The following is a 19,067-nucleotide window of genomic DNA, read 5'->3' as shown; positions in this document are numbered from 1 at the left end:
TGGTTTTTTAAAGAGCGCTAGTGGCAAGAAAAACTTTTTTTTGTGTTGATGCACATACCTGTGGCAACCCCGTACGCGTAGTGGCAGGTGGAGGCCCCAACTTGATCGGGGCGAACATGAGTGAAAAAAGACAGCATTTTCTCAAGGATTTTGACTGGATCAGAAAAGGATTGATGTTCGAGCCCCGTGGACACGATATGATGAGCGGGAGCATTTTGCTTCCGCCGCATAATCCGGATAATGATTTTGCGATACTTTTTATTGAAACTTCAGGCTGTTTGCCCATGTGCGGACATGGAACCATCGGGACCATTACCGTAGCAATAGAGGAGGGATTGATTGTTCCCAAAATACCGGGAAAAATTAAAATGGAAGCTCCAGCAGGCCTGGTAGAGATTGAGTATCGCCAAACGGGCAAAAAAGTGGATTGGGTAAAATTGATCAATGTAAAATCCTATTTGGCCGCTGAAAGTTTGACCGTGGAGTGTCCAGAACTAGGCCAGATAACCTTTGACGTGTCCTACGGTGGAAACTACTACGCAATTGTGGATCCCCAAGAAAACTTTAAGGGCGTACATAATTTTACCGCTGGCCAAATCATACATTATTCCCAAGTGGTGCGGAAGCGCATCAATGAAAAGTATCCCGACATGTTTGTGCATCCGGAAGATCCTACTATCAGGGATGTGAGCCATATGCTTTGGACCGGAGACCCTTTGGACCCAACATCTTCGGGAAGAAATGCCGTTTTTTACGGGGATAAGGCCATAGATCGCTCTCCGTGCGGTACGGGAACATCGGCTCGTATGGCACAGCTATATGCTAAAGGAAAGTTGGGCGCGAACGAAAACTTTATTCATGAAAGTTTTATTGGGAGCAAGTTTATCGGAAGGATAGAGCAGGAGACCACCTTGGTAGGTAAAAAAGCCATTGTGCCAAGTATACAGGGGTGGGCACAGGTAACAGGCTATAATAATATCATTATAGATGACGATGACCCATACGCCCATGGGTTCCAAGTACTGTAAATCAATTTTTCAGAATGAAGAAAGTAATTGTTGTAGGGGGAGGAATCTCCGGGCTTTGTAGTGCATATTATTTGGTGAAAGACGGGCATAAGGTCACCATTTTGGACCAAACCAATATGGATAGTGGAACATCGTATATCAATGCAGGATATATTACACCAAGTCATTTTGTTCCGTTGGCCGCTCCGGGGATAATCACCCAAGGCCTTAAATGGATGCTCAATAGTTCCAGCCCATTTTATATGAAGCCCAGGTGGGATATGGATTTCTTCAAATGGGCACTATTATTTAAAAAGTCTGCAACAGTTTCCAATGTTGAAAGAGCATTGCCCGTGCTCAAAGAACTCAATTTGAAAAGTAGGGCACTTTATGAAGAATTATTGGCCTGCCGTGAATTTGATTTTCATTACGAAAGAAAAGGGGTCTTAATGGCATATTGTAGCGAAAAATCTGAAAAGGAGGAGCATGAGGTGGCCGAAAAAGCCATAAAAGAAGGTTTGGAGGTTTCCATACTATCACAAGAAGATTTACGAAAAGTACAACCTGTACTATCCGACCAAGTAAAGGGAGCCGTTCATTACAAGTGTGATGCCCATATGACACCCAATCATTTTATGGAGGAACTAAAAACTTGGTTACAGGAACATGGAGTAGATTTTAAGTTGGGTCAAAAGGTTGAAAACGTTACCACGAAGGGGAAGCAAATAGTCTCGTTGACGACTCAGGATAGTAATTATGAGGCTGATGAGTTCGTATTGGCCAGTGGGAGCTGGACATCAAAACTTGCGAAAACAATGGGACTTAAAATTCCTATCCAGGGCGGCAAGGGCTACAGTATGGATGTTAGGAGGCCAACGGGAATAACCTTGCCCACTATTTTGGTGGATGCTAGAATGGCTATTACCCCGATGGATGGCTTTACCCGGTTTGCGGGTACGATGGAGTTTTCCGGCAATAACGAAACCATCAAGAAAGAACGTGTAGCGGCTTTGGCCAATGCCGTTAAGACCCACTATAGAGGTTTTACCATACTTCCAGAAGAACAAGATTGCGCTACCTCTGGACTGAGGCCGGTATCACCGGATGGATTGCCGTTTATTGGCAAAACCGCAAAATATAATAACCTGACTATAGCTTCAGGTCATGCTATGATGGGGTGGAGCCTGGGGCCAATAACAGGAAAGCTGGTGTCTCAAGAAGTGAATGGCTCAAAACCACTGATGGACATCGCCCCGCTCTCACCGGAAAGGTTTCATTAAAATTATTTTTTCCCACAGGTTTTCTTTTGCATTTTGGGAGTTTCTTAGTCAATTAATCGCTTTTTTACGCAGTAGTGAAGGCGTTAAGGGTAATATAGTATAAGTATCTGGTAATATGAATCGATATACAACCAGAGATTATCAATAGTTTTAGACTTATTTAAACTATGAAATCTTTTGTCAAAAAAATAAGTGTATTTTTTATACTTATAAATTTCGGTACATCATTTGCCCAAGGAACTTTAGCGGAATATCAAAAGGCGATTTCGCTGGATTCTTTATTTCGGGACAAGGTCACAAACTCGCCTAAAAATTTTCATTGGCAGGAAAATAACCTACTATGGTATGTAAACAATACCCCGGAAGGAAAAGAATACTTATGGGTAAATCCCTCGGAGAAAACCCAAGAAAAATGTTTTGACCATGCTGTATTGGCTAAATTGTTGTCCGAAAAATTTGAGAAAGATATAGATGTCAATCACATAGACATCAGCGAACTGGAATTTGATGCCGATATGGCAGCGTTGAAATTCACTTTTGATGAAAAGATAGTTTCCTTTAATCCCAATCAGCAGGAATTAACAATTGTAGAGTCAAAAACTGAAGACCCAAAAAGAGATTGGGGCTATTGGGGCAGCAGGTTCGATGAGACCAATAATCCGCCAGTTATGTCTCCTGATTCCACCATGTTGGCGTTTATCAAAAATCACAACCTATATATCAAAAATACCTCGACAGATGAAGAAACCCGGCTGAGCTATGATGGCGCTCCGGGTTTTTTCTATTCCACTTACATAAAATGGTCGCCGGATGGGAAAAAAATCATGGCATACAAGGTGCGTCCAGGAGATGAACGTAAAATATACTTTGTGGAATCCAGTCCAAAGGATCAGTTCCAGCCTAAATTGCAATCAAGGGATTATTTAAAGCCAGGGGATGAGCTTCCATTTAAAAGCCCACAATTGTTTTTGGTCGGTAAAAAGAAACATATCCAAGTTTCTGCCGACGAGTTTGGCCATCAATTCGGGCTCAACAACATAGAATGGAGAGAGGATAGTAGTGCCTTTACCTTTGAATACAATCAACGAGGTCATCAGGTCTATAAAGTAATAGCGGTTGATGCAATTACTGGAGCGGTAAAAGTACTGGTAAATGAGGTCAGCAAAACCTTCATCGACTACAGCAGCAAAAAGTACAGGTACGATGTTGAGGATGGTAAGGAGATTATATGGACATCGGAAAGGGATGGGTGGAACCATATCTATTTGTACGATGGAGAAACGGGAAAAGTAAAAAAACAACTTACCAAAGGAGAATGGGTAGTTCGAAATGTCATTCATGTGGATGAAGAGAACAGAGAGGTGTACTTTACGGCCAGTGGAATGGATAAAGGGCAGGACCCATACTTCCTTCATTACTTTAAAATAGATTTTGATGGCAGGGACCTGACCCGATTCACGAAAGAAAATGGGAACCATAAGGTAACTTTCTCGGAAGACCATGAATATTATGTAGATCAGTACTCCAGAGTGGATGCCCCGCCTGTAACGCTTTTAAAATTATCAACAAATGCCAAGACCTTAATGCAATTGCAAAAGGCCGACCATTCTGCATTGGTGGAAGAGGGATGGATGGCCCCTGAGGTTTTTACGGCCAAAGGCAGGGACGGCGTTACTGATATCTGGGGAGTCATTATAAGACCGACTTCTTTTGACCCCAACAAAACATACCCTGTAATCGAATATATTTATGCAGGGCCCCACAGCTCGTTTGTTCCCAAGGATTTTAGGTCGTACTACTGGTCCATGTCATCATTGGCGGAACTGGGATTCATTGTGGTACAGATAGATGGTATGGGGACTTCCAACCGCTCAAAAGCTTTTCACGATGTGTGCTGGAAAAACCTCAAAGATGGCGGTTTTCCCGATAGAAAAATTTGGATACGCGAAGCTGCCAAAAAATATCCGTATATGGATGCTGAAAACGTTGGGATTTTTGGGACCTCGGCAGGAGGCCAAAATGCAGCTGCAGCATTGGTCTTCAATTCTGATTTTTATGATGTGGCAGTATCCTCCTGCGGGTGCCACGACAATAGAATGGATAAGATTTGGTGGAACGAGCAGTTTATGGGCTATCCCATAGGGCCACATTATGCCGAGTGCTCCAATGTAGAAAATGCAGGTCAAATGGGTGGTGATTTAATGTTGATACTGGGAGAAGTGGACGATAACGTAGACCCCGCCAGCACCATGCAATTTGCCAATGCATTGATCAAGGCCAATAAAGATTTTGAACTTGTCACCATACCCGGCATGGGACATTCCTCCGGCGGGGAATTTGGCGAAAGGAAACGCAAGGACTTTTTTGTAAAACATTTGATGGATGTGGACCCGCCCTCATGGGAGGAAATCTACAATCAGAAAAACAACATTGAACCATAGGTCAATAAAATTTAGGAGTAAACGAGTTATTATGAATGTAAGTAAGTTTTTTGTCGGTGCAGTATTTTTTCTATTCACTGCCCAAATGAGTTTGGTGCACGCACAGAGTGGTAACCAGATTTTGGATGGAATTGGGGAGACCGGAATGATTTCCAGATATATTTTTGATGGAGATGCCAAAGATTGGTCCAGAAATAATTTGCACGCAAGGGCTTATGGCGAAGTGGATTTTAAAGATGATGAGCAATTTAAAAAAGTACTTTCACTCCCAGGTGATGGTAAATCCTATATTTCCATTCCGGGTGAATCTGTGCAAAACGAGGAATCCATCAGCATTGCAACCTGGGTGAATTTTCAGTCGAAGGAACCGGGACAGCTTCTTTTTGATTTTGGAAAAGACAATAGGACGCATTTTTTTGTTGCTCCATTCGGAACCAAAGAACAAGAAGGATTCCAAGCTCAGGTCATATTGGATGGCAAATCAGAATATGAGGTGCTTTCCACAGATGTGGAAATTGAAACGAATCAATGGGTCCATGTAGCCTTGATCTTTGACATTCCATCAAAGTCCATGAGTGTTTTTGTCAATGGACAAGAAGCCGGAAAGACTGAAAATGTGGAAATAGAATTGGAGGATTTGTTCACTCATGAGAATTTACTCTATTTAGGAAAGCCGATCGTATCTGGAAATCCTTATCTCAAAGCAAAGATCCACGATTTTAGGTTGTATAGGATTCCTTTGAGCAAAAAGCAGGTTTCAAGGATTCGATATATTGCTCTTAAAGGTGGTGATGCTTTGGTAAGCCGGGAAAAACCCGAAGACAACTTGCAAAAATTCTCTTCTGATGCCCCTCAATTATACAATGAGTTCCTGACCGGAGTGTCCGATGTTGAGGTAGAAACGGAACTGGGCTATTTGCCGAGATTGCCACGCCATGTCAAAGGAACATATCGTGATGGAATCAAAGGGCCGGAGGTCAGGGTTCTATGGCCTTCTCCAACAGATAACAGCGAGGTAACCAAAACAGGGAGTTATGAAGTCACGGGCAAAGTTCCAGGTACAGATTTTAAGCCCAAGGCAAAAATTACGATAAAGCCAAAACAGGATATGAAAACGCCTGATATGACACTGGAAGTATTTGGATTAGATCAAGTAAGATTGGATTCGGATACTCATGGTCAACAGACAAAGTTTATAGAAAACAGGGATAAGTTTATCAATACATTGGCCGAGACCAATCCGGACTCCTTTTTATACATGTTCCGCAACGCTTTTGGACAAGACCAGCCCGAAGGAGCCAAACCATTGGGTGTTTGGGACAGTCAGGAAACTAAATTAAGAGGGCATGCCACCGGCCATTATTTAACGGCCATAGCCCAGGCGTATGCAAGTACTGGTTACGATGAGGAACTGCAGGCCAATTTTGCCAATAAAATGGATTATATGGTAGAGGTGCTATATAAATTATCCCAAATGTCAGGAAAGCCTACCGAAGTTGGAGGAGAGCATGAATCGGATCCGACTAAAGTTCCACACGGTCCAGGAAAATCCACCTACGATTCGGATTTGAGCGAAAATGGTATTCGAACGGATTATTGGAACTGGGGAAAAGGGTTTATAAGCGCATACCCACCGGACCAGTTTATCATGCTGGAAAACGGAGCATCCTATGGTACCCAACCAACTCAAGTTTGGGCACCATATTACACTTTGCACAAATTATTGGCAGGTTTAATGGATATCTACGAGGTAAGTGGAAACAAGAAAGCTTTGGAAGTGGCCAAGGGAATGGGAGATTGGGTGTATGCCCGTTTGAGCCAATTGCCCACCGATACATTGATCAGTATGTGGAATAGCTATATTGCTGGGGAATTCGGTGGGATGAACGAGGCCATGGCCCGATTGGATAGGATAACCGATGAACCGAGATACCTCAAAGTCGCACAACTGTTTGACAACATCAAAATGTTTTTTGGAGATGCGGAGCATTCCCACGGATTGGCCAAAAATGTCGATTCCTTCCGTGGATTGCATGCCAACCAGCATATACCACAGATCATGGGGGCGCTTGAAATCTATCGCGATTCCGAATCTCCGGAATACTACCGCGTAGCCGAAAACTTTTGGTACAAGGCAAAGCATGATTATATGTATAGTATTGGGGGCGTGGCCGGAGCAAGGAATCCCACGAATGCGGAATGTTTCATCGGCCAGCCTGCTACGTTATACGAAAATGGTTTTTCTGCAGGAGGACAAAATGAGACCTGTGCCACCTACAATATGCTAAAGCTGACTAAGAACTTATTCTTGTTCGACCAGCGAACGGAGCTCATGGATTATTACGAGCGTGGCCTGTACAACCATATCTTGGCATCGGTAGCTGAGGACAGCCCGGCGAATACCTATCATGTGCCATTGCGGCCAGGTTCCGTCAAAAGATTTGGAAATGCTGATATGACAGGATTTACCTGTTGCAACGGTACGGCCTTGGAAAGTAGCACTAAGCTTCAAAACTCCATTTATTTTAAGAACAAGGACAATAGCGCACTATATGTAAACCTTTTTGTGCCATCAACCTTGGAGTGGACAGAGAAGAATATTGTCCTAGAGCAAAAGACGGATTTTCCCAAAGCGGATAACACCCAGTTAATAATTAAAGGCAAAGGAAAATTTGATTTGAACATACGTGTTCCACAGTGGGCAACCAAAGGATTTTATGTGAAAGTTAATGGTAAAGAGCAGAAGATAAAAGCAGAACCCGGTTCCTACACCACCCTAAGCCGAAAATGGAACAATGGTGATGTTGTGGACATCAAGATGCCGTTCCAATTTCATTTAGACCCAGTAATGGACCAACAAAACATTGCAAGCCTTTTTTATGGACCGGTACTTTTGGTGGCTCAAGAACCCGAACCACGAAACGATTGGCGAAAAGTAACCTTGGATGCCAATAATATAGGCAGTACTATCGAAGGAAACCCAAAAACATTGGAATTTACCATTGACGGAGTTGTTTTTAAACCATTCTATGAAACATACGGCCGCCATTCGGTGTATATGGATGTTACACTAGAATAGTAAGATGACCAGCAAAAATTAGAAAAACCAATCATTACCTTTAGAAGGATAAAGGAAGAAACTAAACTCGAACAAAATGGATTTAAAAAGAATAGGAATCATAGCGGTAGCGTTGGTCAGTTCGTGCACCTTCGCGCAGAATAGTAAAATGGCTGATATCGTTACCGAATTTGAAGCGGATAACTGGGCCTTGAACCGGACTTATATCGTTCAAGAGTCCGAAGAGTACTATCAGCGGTTTTCCACGTTTTATAATCACTGGAACAAAAAGTTGTCCGCTGTTGATTTCAACGCTCTATCACAACAAGGAAAAGTCGATTACGTACTATTAAAGAACTTGGTGAATAAAGGAGAGTATTTTTTAAATCAAGATTATGATGCATTTAAGGAAGTTTCCGAAGTAAGCTCTTTTGCAAAGGATATTTTTCCGTTCATAAAAAATCGTAGAAGAGGCAAAAAGCCCGAATCAAAAGAGTTGGCACAAATATTTCAAGATGCTTCCCAAGCTATTGATTCGGAAATGGAATCATGGAAGGCCAAACCGTTTAAGGATTGGCAGACTGCTGATAAAGCTTCCCAACTTATCGTTTCGTTCCAGAAGGGACTGGAAGAGGCTTATAATTTTTACTACGGATATGACCCAGATTTTACCTGGTGGGTAGAAAAACCTTATAACAAATTAAATGAAAAGTTGACTGCTTACGCCGAGTTCCTAAAGGAAAATTATTCGGAAGGAAGCGTTAAGGATGATGGTAGCGGAATCATTGGAAAGCCCATTGGAGAAGAAGCACTCAAAGAGAGCCTTGCCTTGGAATTTATTCCTTACACACCCGATGAACTAATTAAAACAGCGGAAGCACAATTTGAATGGTGCAAAAATGAAATGATTAAAGCGTCGCGGGAATTGGGATATGGCGATGATTGGAAAAAGGCGTTGGAGCATGTAAAGAATACCTACGTTCCTGCAGGAGAGCAGCCACAGGCCATTATGGATCTGTATTCCCACTCTGTGGATTTTATAGAGGAAAGGGATTTGATCACATTGCCAGAACTTGCCAAGGAAACCTGGGGCATGAAAATGATGAGCCCAGAAAGACAAAAGGTCAGTCCGTTCTTTTTAGGGGGAAGGGATATCATCATCTCGTACCCGACCATGGAAATGGATCACGATGACAAATTGATGAGCATGCGGGGGAACAATCCCAATTTTTCATTTCCCACCGTCCAGCACGAATTGCTTCCCGGGCATAATCTTCAATATTTTATGACGAGCAGGAACAAAAGTTATAGAAGGCCTTTTTCCACACCTTTTTGGACCGAAGGGTGGGCTCTCTACTGGGAAATTATTCTTTGGAACAAAGATTTTCCTCAAACTCCAGAGCAAAAGCTCGGGATGCTATTTTGGAGAATCCATAGATGCGCTCGGATTATTTTCTCTCTCAAGTTCCATTTAGGAGAAATGACTCCCCAAGAGTGCATAGACCTTTTGGTTGATGAAGTGGGCCACGAGTATGCCAATGCGGAAGCAGAGGTGAGACGTTCGTTTACCACCAATTATCCCCCATTGTACCAACTGGCATACATGATGGGAGGTCTTCAGTTCTACGCTCTCAGGAATGAAATGTTGGACAAAGGATGGACGGAAAAGCAGTTCCACGATCAGGTGATGAAAGAAGGTAGAATGCCGGTTGAGGTATTGCGTGCTCTGTTGCAAGATCTTCCCTTGAACAAAAATTATAAAACAAAGTGGAAATTTTCCACGGCCTTCAAATAGATAAACACAACATATTTCTTTAAGCAAGGGAGTTTTGGTCCAATCCTTCTCCCATAACCAAACTATCACTAGAATGAAGCAGATAAAGTATTGGCTGGTCTCGGCATTTTGCATGGCCTCTTTTTCAACTACAATGGCGCAGAATACCTATTGGAGCAGAGTGGAAAAAAGAGAATCGACTTTGGGTGTAGCCGATGTCTATCAAAAATTTGAAACTCCTGACTTTAAGTTAAAATTGGTAAGGGCATCACAAACTGTTGCAGCATTGAGCCCTAATAGCGACCCTTATTTTGACTTTACTCCCGGCGACCGCTTGGAAATAAGGGACAAGGACAGTCTTTATCACTTGGGAGACATCAACCTACGTATAAAAGAGGCAAACGGAATTTGGAAAAGCTATTCCACGGCCACCAGTAGGGCAAAAGTGGAACCATTGGAAACCGTCGGGAATGTTTTGGCAGCCGCTGACTTGGCCAATACTCTGCCAACTGACATACCAGTTATCATCAGAAGATACTACGAATTGGACAATGACCAATTGGTCATGCGTTTTGAAATTACCAATAAACAAGACAAACCATTGGAAATAGGAGCATTGGGAGTTCCAATGGTGTTTAATAACATTCTTGAAGGCAAGTCCTTAGTGGAAACCCATGCCCAAAACGTCTTTTTTGACCCCTATATTGGTAAAGATGCAGGGTATCTTGAGGTAAAAAGGTTGAGCGGGAGAGGTCCGGCCTTATTAGTGCTGCCCAAGGAAAATATGTCTTTTGAAGCTTATCGACCATTATTGGACGATCCCACTCCCAAAAGCATCGTCTTCGAAGGATTCCACGAGTGGATGGCATACAGCAAAGCGTATTCCGAAAACGAATGGAAAGGAGTGGAGCAATGGAATGAACCGACTTCGCTTGTTCTTCAACCAAACGAAACCAAAAGCTTTGCCTTAAAATTTGTAGTTACCGAAGGAATCAAGAATATACAAGAGACACTTGTCAAGGAAAAGCACCCTGTTGCGGTCGGCGTTCCAGGGTATGTACTTCCGCAAGATGTTGAAGGTCAATTATTCATCGATTACAACAAAGGAGTTGCTTCCATAACGGTTGAACCCACCGGAGCATTGGAAATTAAAGAAAATGGCACTACTGCCTTGGGAAAGAAAAAATACCATGTCCAAGGAAAAAAATGGGGCAGGGCCAGACTTACCATCACCTATACTGATGATACGGAACAGACCATCAACTATAAAATCATTAAACCGGAGACAGAGGTTATTGAAGATTTCGGACATTTTCTGACTACGGAACAATGGTTTGATGACCCCAATGACCCATTCGGACGAAACCCATCACCAATAAGCTATGATTACGAGAAAAAGGAAAAGGTAGTTCAAGATGGTAGGGTTTGGATCAGCGGATTGAGCGATGAAGGTGGAGCAGGTAGTTGGTTGGCAGCTGTTATGAAGCAATTGGTTCAACCGGACAAGGACGAAATCCAGAAGTTGCAAGGTTTTGTGGATGAAACACTGTGGGGAGGAATCCAGAATAATGAAGGACCTAACAAGTATGGAGTCAAAAAGAGCTTGTTTTATTACGAACCCGACTCTTTGCCCAAAGGCACGTATAGTGATAAAATCAATTTTGATACTTGGGCGGCATGGGATCATAAGCATGCCAATAATCCCGGAAGATCCTATAACTATCCCCATGTAGCGGCCGCATATTGGGTAATGTACCGTTTGTCCCGTTACTATAAAGATTTGGTGGATAACAGGTCTTGGGATTGGTATTTGCAAAATGCCTATCACACCAGCGTAGCCATGGTGGAGCAAGCACCGTATTATGCCCAGTTCGGACAAATGGAGGGCTCGGTGTTCCTATTTATTTTGGAAGACCTGAAGCACGAAGGGCTAACCGAAATGGCCTCGGATTTGGAAGCAAGAATGAAAGAGCGGGCCGACCATTGGCGGGCATTGGATTACCCTTTTGGCAGCGAAATGCCATGGGATTCCACTGGACAAGAGGAAGTGTATATGTGGTCCAGTTATTTTGGATATGACCGAAAGGCCTATGTTACACTTAGTGCCATTTTGGCCTATATGCCAACAATGCCTCATTGGGGCTATAATGGTAATGCCAGAAGATATTGGGACTTTTTGTACGGTGGAAAAGCCGGGGAAACTTCACGGGTGGAACGCCAAATCCATCATTATGGGTCTTCATTGAATGCCATACCCGTTTTGAGTCATTATCGAAAGGATCCCGAAGACTTATATCTTTTAAAAGTGGGTTACGGAGGTTTGTTGGGAGGAATTTCAAATATTACACAAGATGGCTTCGGACCGGCCGCATTCCATTCATACCCTTCGACTTTAAAAATCGACGGTATTTCAGGTGATTATGGCTCCGGGTTTTATGGATATGCCGTAAATACATCATCCTATCTTACCAAAGATGAGGATATGGGATGGTTGGCCTTTGGGGGAAATCTATCCCAAAAAGAAGCTTTTATAGAATTGGAACCCACCACAGCAGCAAGGTCCAGAGTATTCATAGCTCCCAAAAAGCTTTGGCTAACCTTGGATGCAGGTTCGTTTAAAAAAGTGGTCTACAACAATAAAACTGGGGATGTAACCCTGACCTTGGATAGCAAAGGCACACATGTTCCTTATGCCTATTTGCGTGTGGAGGGCATGGATGTTGATTTGCCGTATAAAAAGGTCAGAGGGGCGTATCAAATCGAATTGGGGAAGAAAGAAACAGAGGTCAAACTATAAGCCCAAAAGGGTGATTGTTGCCAATTGTGAAGGATAGGGTATTGTACATATTACTTTTTGTCATGGTCTTGGGGAATGTCTTTGGTCAAAGAAAGAAAGGTCAATTGCCTGTTGGGAAGGTGGATCCTATTCTTCCGGGTTATTTTGCGGACCCTACAATCAAAAAATTTGGTGATACATACTATATCTACGCTACCACCGACAATGAAATGTTGGCCTCAGGAGTACCCACGGTATGGTACAGCAAAGATTTTGAGCATTGGTACAACCATACCATGGAAGTTCCCTCATTGGAATCTGTTAACCTGAGAAATTTTTGGGCACCGGACATTATTGAAGGTAGTGATGGCAGGTATTACCTGTATTTTGGTAATTGCCAAGCAGGCTGCAATATTTATGGATATGTATCCAGTTCCCCAGTAGGTCCTTGGGAAAAATTGAACGAAGATGATACTCCAGTGATTGCCCACAATTATCCCAAGGAAGGGTTTCCATCATTGGATGCACAGTTTTTTACCGACTATGATGGTAAAATCTATGCGTATTGGGGCACGTGGGTACATTATAATGGGGGCTATGCCGTGGGAGAGTTGGATAGTGAAAGTATGTCAAAAATCAAAAACCCGAAGAACATACCCTTGGAACAGACCCCAGAACCTTTTGAAGCTGCTTACCTGATGAAGAAAGGGGAAAAATACATTTTGATGTACTCTGGAGGCTCCTGTCATGATGAAACCTACAATGTAAGATATTCTTATTCCGATAGCCCCTATGGACCGTTTACACCGGGAGCAAACAATCCCATACTTAGTTCCAATGATAGTGGAACTGTACACGGCCCTGGGCATCATTCTGTTTTGGAAGAAAATGGACGTTATTACATTGTTTACCACAAACATGATTATCCAATGACAAGGGGAGGTTTATCCCGCCAAGTAAGTGTGGATGAACTTATTTTTGAAAATGACTCCACCATACAACAAGTAGTGCCTGGAAGTAAAAAGCCGGGAAAATCAATAAAATCGAATGTTCCGGACAATCTAGCATTGAATGCCAAGGTGTCCGCATCTTCGTTTTATCAATTGGAGTCACATGAATACGATTATGCATACCGACCATCATATGCCACTGATGGTTACAATGCTACCATGTGGAAGGCCAGTGATAATTCTTTTCCACAAGACTTGACCATTGATTTGGGAAAGCCGACCCGTATAAAAAGGATAATGACACAATTTGAGTTCGCTGGATACTATTACCAATACAAATTGGAATATTCCTTGGATGGTAAGAATTGGGAGGTTTTCGCTGACCGTTCGAAGAACAGGGTTGCAGGCAGCCCAATGATCGATGATTCCGATGTGACTGCCCAATATATCAAACTTACAGTTTTGGATACCGAAAAAACAGGCTTATTGGCAGCAGTTTGGAACATTAAAGTATTTGGGTCTTTGTTCGATATTCCTTTGGAGATTCATGGTAAGCCATCAATTAAAGGCCCTGGAGCAAAAAGCTCTCGTCAAAAAATTATAAGCATCAATGCTCAAGAAGTCTTTGCCAAAAAAAGCCGGGATAACTTGACCAACAAAGGAAGTATCGGTGGAATTTTTGAGAAAAAGGGAGAAGTGTCAATATATCAAAAAGACGGTGTTGCTGCATTTGATTTTAAAAAAGGAGCACTGGTGCTCGACCAACCAGTTCCAAAACGTTTGCAATGGAATGGAGCATTCACGGTGGCCACATGGGTAAAAAACCCAGAAATATCAGCTGAGGGAGAGTGCTTGTTGTCTTGGTGCGACCGTTTTAAGTTCAATTTGGCAAACTCCTATAATGCGCTGCATTACAACAGTGGCAATTATGGGGCCGTTGCACATTTGGATAGTCATTTTGATATGAAGTACAATAACCTTCCAACCGCTAACGAATGGCATCATATCGTGCTGACTTTTGATGGAGTAGTTGAAAAAATGTATGTCAACGGAAAACTGGACAATTCCCAGATAATGGTATTGGCCTCGCAAACCGAAAATGCCAAATTACGGATAGGAGCTTCGGATATAGGCGAGAAGTTTTCAGGTTACATGGCGTCTTTACAGATGTACGATTATGCTCTGAACAAAATGGATATTCAAAAGCTAATGCAAAAAACAAAACCTTCTGAAAGTAAAAACTAATAGCTGTGGATAATCAGATTTTAAAGATAAATCCGTCTTCCTCCACTTTTTTCTCATACTTGTCCTTATCAAAAACATAGAGGTAAGCGCCCTTTCGGGATACGCTCATATCTTTTTCGTCCAGTTTTATAAGCACATCCAAAGAATTTATCTTGTTGATAAAGTTTCGCTTGTCCAACTTCTTGTCCAAAATGGATTCGTACAGGTTTTGTAGCTGTCGCATGGTGAATTTTTCTGGGAGTAGTTCAAAGCCGATAGGTTTGCTCAAGGCACGTCTTTTTAATCGAGCTTTGGCCTTCTGAATCATTTCGTTGTGGTCAAAAATCAAGTTTGGAGCTTCTTTTATATCGAACCAATGCGCAGAATCAATCTGAATTCCGTCAAAACGATGACTGTCTACATCGATTAGGGCAAAATAGGCGACAGAAATAGTTCGCTGCCCCGGATCTCTATCGATCTTGCTGTATGTATGTATTTGTTCAAGGTAAATGTCGTTCAAACCGGTTAAGGTTTCCAAAACTCTCACAGCCGCCTCATCAAGGTTTTCATTTTTTTTAAGGAATCCCCCGATCAAAGACCATTTGCCCTTTTCCGGTTCAAAATTTCTTTTAATCAGTAAAATTTTCAGGTTTTCTTTGTCAAACCCAAAGATGATACAATCGACTGCTAGTAAAACCTGATCTTCTTTCTGATAATAATTGAGATGCATGTTCAGGTTTTCTGGCGCCTCCAAGTTTTCTTCAAACATTTCTTAACGTATAAATTCCGATTGCTAAAATATAAACATTTCTGAATACTGATCTTTTGGGAACTTTTTTCGATTGAAACATCTTTTTTTTTGTTTTAACCAAAAAACTTTCGTTATTTTAAAAATGTAAATAAAACACTTATAAAAAAAAATCCTCTCTAAGGGGTTTTAAAAAAAAGCAAATTAGGGGAGAATTTTGTTGTCTTTGACATAAAACTAAAACAGATTAAACCAAATGCACATGAAAATTTTAAGGTACATTACCATTACGGCCGCCTTGTTTTTAATTACTTTTTCCAATGCACAAGACCCAATTAAGATCAGCGTTCAGGAAGAAGCCGACGCACCCATTGTCAGTAAACATATCTACGGCCATTTTGCAGAGCATCTTGGACGTTGTATTTATGAAGGACTGTACGTTGGTGAAGAAAACAAGATCATTCCCAATACCGAGGGAGTTCGAAATGATATCATAGCGGCCTTAAAGGAGCTTGGTATACCCAATTTAAGATGGCCGGGAGGCTGTTTTGCAGATACTTATCACTGGAAGGACGGTGTTGGTCCACAAGAAGATCGGCCTACCATTGTAAACCGTTGGTGGGGCGGGACCACAGAGGATAACAGCTTTGGGACCCATAACTTTTTAAATCTTTGTGAAGTGCTTGAAGCAGAGCCCTATCTCTCAGCCAACGTGGGCAGTGGAACCGTGCAGGAGCTTATCGACTGGGTACAGTATACCAATCATGACGGAATTAGTCCAATGGCCGACTGGCGACGTGAAAATGGAAGGGAAGAACCCTGGAAAGTCAAATATTGGGGTGTGGGCAACGAAACATGGGGTTGTGGCGGAAATATGACCGCGGAGTATTACGCGGACATTTACCGTCAATATGCCACTTTTATGCCCGGTTGGTCCGGAGAGACCGAAGTGTACAGGATTGCATCAGGAGCGTCTGAAGACGATTATCATTGGACGGAAACCTTAATGAAAAATGTACCTCACGAATTGATGGAGGCCGTTGCGCTGCACGATTATGCTGTGTTTGATTGGTCCGATAAAGGTCCATCGGTCAATTTTGATGAAGAGATCTATTTTAAAACGATGGAACAGGCACTGAACATGGAAGAATATGTGACCAAGCATATCGAAATAATGGATAAGTACGATCCTGATGGTAAGGTAGACCTTTTTGTCGACGAATGGGGAGGGTGGTACGATGCCGAACCAGAAGTAGCAAACGGGGTACTTTTTCAACAGAATACCATCCGTGATGTGATGATTGCAGGTACGGTGCTCAATACATTTAATAATCATGCCCGAAGGGTCAAAATGGCCAACTTGGCACAAATGGTCAATGTGCTACAGGCAGTGATACTCACCGATGAAGAGAAAATGATCAAAACGCCTACATACCATGTCATGCACATGTACAAAGTGCACCATGATGCAAAACTGTTGCCATCCAAAGTTGAAGATAATATAGAGTATAGAGGACTTCCGGTGGTATCCGTATCTGCGTCAAAGGATGAAGCAGGGAAAGTTCATATTTCTTTGGTCAACATTGACCCGGAAAAGGATGTTGAGGTAGAGGTGGACATTTCCACATTGGAAATTAAAAAGATTGAAGGAAATATTTTGACATCGGAAAAGCTTCAAGATCATAACTCCTTCGACAACCCAGAAAAGGTGACACCGAAGGAATTTAAGGATGTCAAATTGAAAAAAGGGAAAATCTCCCTCACCATCCCCGCACACTCACTTATAGTCTTACAGGGAAGTTAAGAGAACATGAAAAAAAATTTATTTACGTTGGCAGGTCTTTTTTTGTTGACCATATCCTGCCAGGAAGAATCCAAAAATCAGGCAGGTGATCAAAGTATGGCCGGTAAGTCACCGGACTATCCCATTGAGTCCGTGAACATACAGAATGTAAAGCTTAATGATGAGTTTTGGTTGCCGATCATACAACGTGTTCAGGAAAAAACCATTGAATATGCGTTGGCCAAATGCCAGCAAGAAGGTCGTTTTGACAATTTTTTGATTGCAGGGGGAGAAATGGAAGGCGAGGTAAAAGGTGCCATGCCGTTTGATGATACCGATGTTTACAAAATAATTGAGGGAGCTTCCAACTCACTCATCAGTGCTCCCAATCCCAAATTGGAAAAATTGGTCGATTCGTTGGTTTCCATTATCAAGATAGGGCAGGAAGCGGATGGTTATTTGACCACATGGCGAACCATTGACCCTGCCAAACCTCCTGCCAACTGGGTAAATGTTGACAAAGGGGAACGTTGGGAATCCTTGGCAGCGAGCCACGAGCTGTATAACGCAGGACATTTGTACGAAGCGGCAGCCGTACACTACGAAGCAACCGGGAAGCGAAATTTTTTGGACATTGCCATCAAAAATGCTGATTTAATGGTAAAGACCTTTGGCGATGGAGAAGGAAAGATCGCTGCTGTCCCCGGACACCAGATCATAGAAACGGGGCTCATCAAACTGTATCAGATTACAGGAAAAGAGGATTATCTAAAACTTTCCAAATACTTTTTGGATAACAGGGGAAATCCTGATAACCACGACCTTTTTGGAGCTTATTCGCAAGATCACTTGCCCGTTGTGGCACAGGACGAAGTGGTAGGGCATGCCGTAAGAGCGGTTTATATGTACGCTGCCATGACGGATATTGCCGCTATTCAAAAAGATACCGCCTACTTGGATGCAGTAAATACGCTTTGGGAGAACATGGTCAACAAAAAAATGTACATCACGGGAGGCATTGGTGCCAAACATGATGGCGAGGCATTTGGTGAAAATTATGAGCTGCCCAACCTAACGGCCTACAACGAAACATGTGCATCTATCGGTGATGTCTACTGGAACCATAGGTTGCACAACCTCACGGGGGATGTAAAATATTTTGATGTTATTGAAAGAACATTGTACAACGGGTTGATTTCCGGACTGTCCCTGGATGGTCAACAGTTCTTTTATCCCAACGCTCTGGAATCCGACGGTGTTTACAAATTCAACCAAGGAGCATGCACCCGAAAGGATTGGTTCGACTGCTCTTGCTGTCCTACCAATGTAATCCGTTTTATTCCCGCCATGCCAGGGCTTATCTATTCCAAAACGGGCAATACCCTGTATACGAACTTATATGCGAGCAATGAGGCAAAGGTGGAATTGCAGAATCAAGACATAATAGTCACTCAAGACACATCGTACCCATGGGACGGGAAAGTTAAATTCACTGTAGAACCAGAGATGGAAGGAGAATTTACCGTAAAGTTCAGGATACCTGGCTGGTCCAGGAATGCCGTTTTGCCTGGAGATTTGTATCAATATGTTTCCAAAGATGAAGCAAGCAATAAGCTTAGCTTAAATGAGGAGGAGATCGATGTGGTTGCTGATAATGGCTATTTCACGCTGACCAGAACATGGAAATCTGGGGATCAGGTGGAATTGGAGTTCCCAATGTCCGTAAGAAAAGTGAAGGCCAATCCAGAAGTCGAAGAAGACCTGGGGAAAATGTCCCTTGAGTACGGTCCTATCGTTTATGCGGTAGAGGAAATTGATAATAAAAGCACTTTTGATAATATCCGGCTCACTGCCAATGAAGAATTCAAGGTGGAGATGCAGCCCGAATTATTGGGAGGTGTCAAAACCATATCAAATGAGAAGTTAACCGCCATACCCTATTACGCATGGTCCAATCGTGGTATTGGTAAAATGAAGGTGTGGTTACCTACAGAGGAAAATTAATGCATTGAAGATAGAAAAGAAC

General features: G+C 42.5%; 10 protein-coding genes. 9 read left to right on the top strand and 1 reads right to left on the bottom strand.

Going from position 1 to position 19,067, the window contains the following annotated elements; translation table 11 throughout:
- Positions 1–20 precede the first annotated feature (20 nt).
- From K1F36_RS08640 to K1F36_RS08610, 7 genes are all read left to right on the top strand, one after another.
- On the top strand, positions 21–1,028 hold the full coding sequence (locus K1F36_RS08640) for a 4-hydroxyproline epimerase (RefSeq protein ID WP_220113468.1): 1,008 nt from the start codon (positions 21–23) through the stop codon (positions 1,026–1,028).
- A 14-nt stretch (positions 1,029–1,042) separates the two neighbouring features.
- A complete protein-coding gene (locus tag K1F36_RS08635; RefSeq protein ID WP_220113467.1) occupies positions 1,043–2,287 on the top strand; it encodes an NAD(P)/FAD-dependent oxidoreductase in 1,245 nt (414 codons plus the stop codon).
- 167 nt (positions 2,288–2,454) lie between these two features.
- Positions 2,455–4,728, top strand: a complete 2,274-nt coding sequence (locus K1F36_RS08630) for a S9 family peptidase (RefSeq protein WP_220113466.1) — start codon at positions 2,455–2,457, stop codon at positions 4,726–4,728.
- 31 nt (positions 4,729–4,759) lie between these two features.
- On the top strand, positions 4,760–7,807 hold the full coding sequence (locus tag K1F36_RS08625) for a beta-L-arabinofuranosidase domain-containing protein (protein WP_220113465.1): 3,048 nt from the start codon (positions 4,760–4,762) through the stop codon (positions 7,805–7,807).
- 76 nt (positions 7,808–7,883) lie between these two features.
- Complete coding sequence (locus K1F36_RS08620) at positions 7,884–9,581, top strand: DUF885 family protein (RefSeq protein WP_220113464.1); 1,698 nt, start codon at positions 7,884–7,886, stop codon at positions 9,579–9,581.
- Positions 9,582–9,654: 73 nt separating this feature from the next.
- The gene (locus tag K1F36_RS08615; RefSeq protein WP_220113463.1) at positions 9,655–12,357 is read left to right on the top strand and encodes a DUF5695 domain-containing protein; all 2,703 of its coding nucleotides are present in this window, start codon (positions 9,655–9,657) and stop codon (positions 12,355–12,357) included.
- A 26-nt stretch (positions 12,358–12,383) separates the two neighbouring features.
- The gene (locus tag K1F36_RS08610; protein WP_220113591.1) at positions 12,384–14,531 is read left to right on the top strand and encodes a family 43 glycosylhydrolase; all 2,148 of its coding nucleotides are present in this window, start codon (positions 12,384–12,386) and stop codon (positions 14,529–14,531) included.
- Positions 14,532–14,544: 13 nt separating this feature from the next.
- Here K1F36_RS08610 and K1F36_RS08605 read toward each other — a convergent pair whose 3' ends face one another.
- Positions 14,545–15,279 (bottom strand): NUDIX hydrolase, encoded by a 735-nt coding sequence (locus K1F36_RS08605; RefSeq protein ID WP_417943959.1) that lies wholly within the window; start codon positions 15,277–15,279, stop codon positions 14,545–14,547.
- Positions 15,280–15,520: 241 nt separating this feature from the next.
- Between K1F36_RS08605 and K1F36_RS08600 the strand changes: the two genes are divergently transcribed.
- On the top strand, positions 15,521–17,062 hold the full coding sequence (locus K1F36_RS08600) for an alpha-N-arabinofuranosidase (RefSeq protein WP_220113462.1): 1,542 nt from the start codon (positions 15,521–15,523) through the stop codon (positions 17,060–17,062).
- Positions 17,063–17,068: 6 nt separating this feature from the next.
- On the top strand, positions 17,069–19,045 hold the full coding sequence (locus K1F36_RS08595) for a glycoside hydrolase family 127 protein (RefSeq protein ID WP_220113461.1): 1,977 nt from the start codon (positions 17,069–17,071) through the stop codon (positions 19,043–19,045).
- Positions 19,046–19,067: the final 22 nt, after the last annotated feature.

Origin of the sequence: Flagellimonas abyssi (assembly GCF_019457905.1) — a bacterium.
GTDB classification, from domain to species: Bacteria; Bacteroidota; Bacteroidia; order Flavobacteriales; family Flavobacteriaceae; genus Flagellimonas; species Flagellimonas abyssi.
The sequence above is the reverse complement of the archived record's forward strand: the minus strand, read 5'-3'. Positions and strand labels throughout refer to the sequence as shown.

Coding starts and splice junctions, on each gene's coding strand:
- K1F36_RS08635 (WP_220113467.1), top strand. CDS start 1,043: ATGAAGAAAGTAATTGTTGTAGGGGGAGGAATCTCCGGGCTTTGTAGT.
- K1F36_RS08630 (WP_220113466.1), top strand. CDS start 2,455: ATGAAATCTTTTGTCAAAAAAATAAGTGTATTTTTTATACTTATAAAT.
- K1F36_RS08625 (WP_220113465.1), top strand. CDS start 4,760: ATGAATGTAAGTAAGTTTTTTGTCGGTGCAGTATTTTTTCTATTCACT.
- K1F36_RS08620 (WP_220113464.1), top strand. CDS start 7,884: ATGGATTTAAAAAGAATAGGAATCATAGCGGTAGCGTTGGTCAGTTCG.
- K1F36_RS08615 (WP_220113463.1), top strand. CDS start 9,655: ATGAAGCAGATAAAGTATTGGCTGGTCTCGGCATTTTGCATGGCCTCT.
- K1F36_RS08605 (WP_417943959.1), bottom strand. CDS start 15,279: ATGTTTGAAGAAAACTTGGAGGCGCCAGAAAACCTGAACATGCATCTC.
- K1F36_RS08600 (WP_220113462.1), top strand. CDS start 15,521: ATGAAAATTTTAAGGTACATTACCATTACGGCCGCCTTGTTTTTAATT.
- K1F36_RS08595 (WP_220113461.1), top strand. CDS start 17,069: ATGAAAAAAAATTTATTTACGTTGGCAGGTCTTTTTTTGTTGACCATA.